Here is a 3,370-nt window from a genome sequence, read left to right on the forward strand (position 1 = left end):
GAACCAGGTCCGAGCCGAGCAACGCAGCCTTGCTCAGTGCCCACCGGCCAACCTACCCTTGGCCGCCTGAATAGCGCAGCCAGCTGTCTCAGCAACCGGGCGCACTACAGGAACGCGCACCTTGCGCAGCGCAGCGGAATCGTCCGCACAGATCGCGAGAGATCGACTATCTTCCCTGTCACGGACACGGATGATGGGGTGCGCCATGGGATACCCGATCGGATTTCTACTCGCCAACGCCAGCCGGGCTGCAGCCGACGCCGATGATCTGGCCGCGGAGCTGGGGGCGGTTCGGGCTGAGTTGAGATCGGCCCGGATGACCCTTGCCGGGGCGAAGCGTCAACGTGACGCGCTGCGTGCCGATCTGCGGCAGAAGTCCCCGAACCACCCCTTGCTGGCGCAGCAGAATGCTCTCTTCGACGAGGGCGCTGCGGGCGCGGGGGTCAGGGAGGGCCTGACCCCGCGCGAGATTGACGCCTGGCTGAGAGCTAGCACTTAACGGCCGTCGCCAGATGGCGGGGTGGGGGCTGAACCGCCACCCTTCCGGCCCTGGCCGCGGCGGCCGATGGCTCCCGTGGCATACTGTTCGGCTTTCTGCGTAGCAGCGATTGCGCCGCCGACCACCTTATCGCCATGGCTGCTGCTACCGTCATTGTCTCCGTAGCCGCCGACCCAACGCAGGATGCGGTCAGGCAGGGTGTGCACGAGGCTGTAGCAGTGCTGCGCGGCCACGACAGAGAGGGTCGCCCCGATCAGCATATGGGCACCGGCACCGATCAGGCCGGCGTTGTTGCCGCCCAAGGCGATCCGGGCTGCTCCGAAATACGTGGTCGAGATCAGGCCCGAAGCCAGCATGAAAATCATCATGCCGACCACCATCCCGATCACCATCAGGACGGGGCGGAGGAAAATCGTGAGCATGAGCCGGTAGCCGGCATGCGTCGCCTCGCCGGCGACCCCTTCCCCCTCGAGTTTCAGGTGAGCGAAGGCCCAGATCGGCGCGGCGACCACGGCTTCGCAAACCAGGATGATCCACGCGAAGATCTGGATAGTGAACACGATGTAGGGCTGCACTGGCAGGATGAATGCCAGCATCACTGCCCCGGCGATCAGCGCCAGCATCGCCAACATAATCGGGCCAGACAGCCCCTCAAAGGCTTTGGCTGCCATTCCGCGGGACGCGACAGCGGAAATGCCGTTTGCGCCCGGGCTGAGCATGGCGACGGCGCCGACAACCGCTCCGCCAGTGGCGACGCTAAGGATGCGATTGCCCAGGCCACTCAGGGTGCCCATGGGGTTCACCCAGGCATCCGCCTCGCTCGCCATCACGAGGTCGATGAGCTCTTTGTCGATAGCCCGGTCAACCGAGGTCGGCACGATCCTCGAGATCCCGTCGTCGCTCTCCCGAGGCTGGCCCGCGGCGCCTGGGAGCAGTCGGCCGGACCGCACCATCGCGTTGAGGGTTTGCAGGTTCGCGTGCCGGGCGACGGTGTCGACGGTCGACAGCCCGGCCCGCAGGCTGTTTGCCATGGTCGTCGTGAGCCCCTCGGCCGTGGGCTGCACGCTCTCAGACACACTGTTGGCCATCGTCCAGATCCGCTCTTGGACCGAAGCAAGCTCGCGGTGGAACGACGCGGCGGAGGGCCAGCCGCCCGCCTTCATCATGGCCGCGAGGTCAGTTTGCGCACTACTAACGGACCCCATGTAGCGGCGCTGAGCCTCTTGGTAGATGGCGTTGGCCAGTTGGTCCCGGGCGCGCTGAATTGTCGCGGCCGCCGCCTCGAGGTCGATCTCGCCCTGAGCCGCCGCCGGGAAGGCTGCTTGGTCGGCGATCTGCCGTGCGAGGTCGGTGAGGTCCGCCTCGGCTGCAGAGATCGCCGCGATCCAGGCGGAAGTGAAGCCGGCTTCCTCAATCTGCACATGCGCGTACTGACCGGGGTTCCGGTCGGCGAGCTGCGTCCCGAGGTTGGCCCGGTAGACGGCCGAGGCCTGCCCCAGGATACGGCCGCTGGGCCCCGTGGTCGGGGCCGGCGTGGTGGGCAGGTTAAAGCGGGGGATCTGGACCCCACCGCAAACCGGCTTGCCGGCCTGGGACGTGCCCCGGTTGAACACGAACAATACTGAGGCGGTCTGATCTCCGCCCGGCCAGCCGCCGGAAACCAGCGTCTTGGTGACCTTGGTCCCGTCCCAGCCGGTGATCTCCCGCACCACGAAGTTGCTCTGGTTCGGCTGTCCTGGCTCGCCGCCATAGGCGTTGTTCAAGGTCTGCTCGCACACGAGGTTGGCGAGCAGCCCCCCAATGAAGTCATCGGTTTTAGGCGGTACGATCTGGGCGAGGCTGGCGCCATTGAGAACCAATGCCGAGACGGCGACTAACCAGATGCTATCGGCGAGGCCGATGCTCCATTTGACGACCGTGAGGACGGCGATTTGGGAAGCGGCGAAGCCGTTGGCGAGCGGCACCATCATGCACATGCCGAGGACAGTGCGGATCGGCGCCCACATGCTCGACCAGCGCTTACCAAGGACCTCGCCATCTTGAGCGGTGTTCATCGTCCCGACGACGATGTTCATCGTGATGTACGCGGCGCCGACGGCCAGCAATGCGGCGTTAAGTCCGCGAAGGATCTCTCCAAGCACCGAAGGTGCGCCCGCTCGGCCAAGAGCCTCTGGAAACAGGGTCGTCATCCACCTCATGGCGGTGGAGCTGGCATCGGGGGTGAGGATGGAAGGATCGAGGACCCCATTCGCAGCTGCGGCGAGGGCGCCGTGTAGCACCCCCGCGGCTAGAGTTGCGAGTGCTACTAGGACGGGGAGCCGGAAGGCGCCCCGGCGAATGGTAAGGCGCATGGGTGCCTCCTGTGGCAATGCGGCTCTCTCAATATAGCGGCGATAAGCTAATGATTTTCTGCCAGCATGCAAGCAAGTAAGCTGGCTGGCTTTACCCGTGAAGGCTACGCTCCGCCCGGACATACCCCCGGTAAGCCGCGAGGGCGGTTTCCGCGCCGGCCGCCAGCATCTGCTCGGTGGTATCCTTCACCCGCCGGCGGGCCCGGGCGCCTGGCGCAGCACTGTCCTGCGGGGCCGCCGCCAGCTTGGGAAGCTCCACGGTGTGTTCAAACACCACCAGGATCTCGGCAACGAGGGCTGCGGTGTGTTGCCAATCCTGCAGCGAGCCCGTTGAGGCGATCTCGATTACGCCTGGCGCACAACGATGCAGCAACAGGAGCGCCAGACGCACTGCAGCGTCATGCGAGCGTGAGCTGCCCCCGGTTTCCCTGGACACCCATTTGTCTGAGGAGAGACCGGAACGATGATATCCACCATGAAGCAGATCGAAGATCATTTGGCCGTTGATGGGCCTGTGGGT

3 protein-coding genes are annotated in these 3,370 nt (G+C 65.5%); 1 reads left to right on the forward strand and 2 read right to left on the reverse strand.

The window, feature by feature from the left end; all coding sequences use genetic code 11:
* Positions 1-205 precede the first annotated feature (205 nt).
* Positions 206-499, forward strand: coding sequence for a hypothetical protein (locus E2C06_RS35895; RefSeq protein ID WP_133293311.1), 294 nt, complete (start codon positions 206-208; stop codon positions 497-499).
* Here E2C06_RS35895 and E2C06_RS35900 read toward each other — a convergent pair.
* Together E2C06_RS35900 and E2C06_RS35905 are read right to left on the reverse strand one after the other, a co-directional pair.
* Positions 496-2,688: a DotA/TraY family protein gene (locus tag E2C06_RS35900; RefSeq protein WP_165982904.1), complete on the reverse strand. Its 2,193-nt coding sequence runs from the start codon at positions 2,686-2,688 to the stop codon at positions 496-498. The genes E2C06_RS35895 and E2C06_RS35900 overlap by 4 nt on opposite strands.
* Before the next feature lie 253 nt (positions 2,689-2,941).
* A partial coding sequence (locus tag E2C06_RS35905) for a hypothetical protein (RefSeq protein WP_206664846.1) occupies positions 2,942-3,370 on the reverse strand: 429 nt, incomplete at its 5' end.

Origin of the sequence: Dankookia rubra, assembly GCF_004355005.1 — a bacterium.
Classification (GTDB): domain Bacteria; phylum Pseudomonadota; class Alphaproteobacteria; order Acetobacterales; family Acetobacteraceae; genus Paracraurococcus; species Paracraurococcus ruber_A.

Bases quoted from the DNA above. Each gene is read 5' to 3' on its own strand.
- E2C06_RS35895 (WP_133293311.1), top strand. From the start codon at position 206: ATGGGATACCCGATCGGATTTCTACTCGCCAACGCCAGCCGGGCTGCA.
- E2C06_RS35900 (WP_165982904.1), bottom strand. From the start codon at position 2,688: ATGACGACCCTGTTTCCAGAGGCTCTTGGCCGAGCGGGCGCACCTTCG.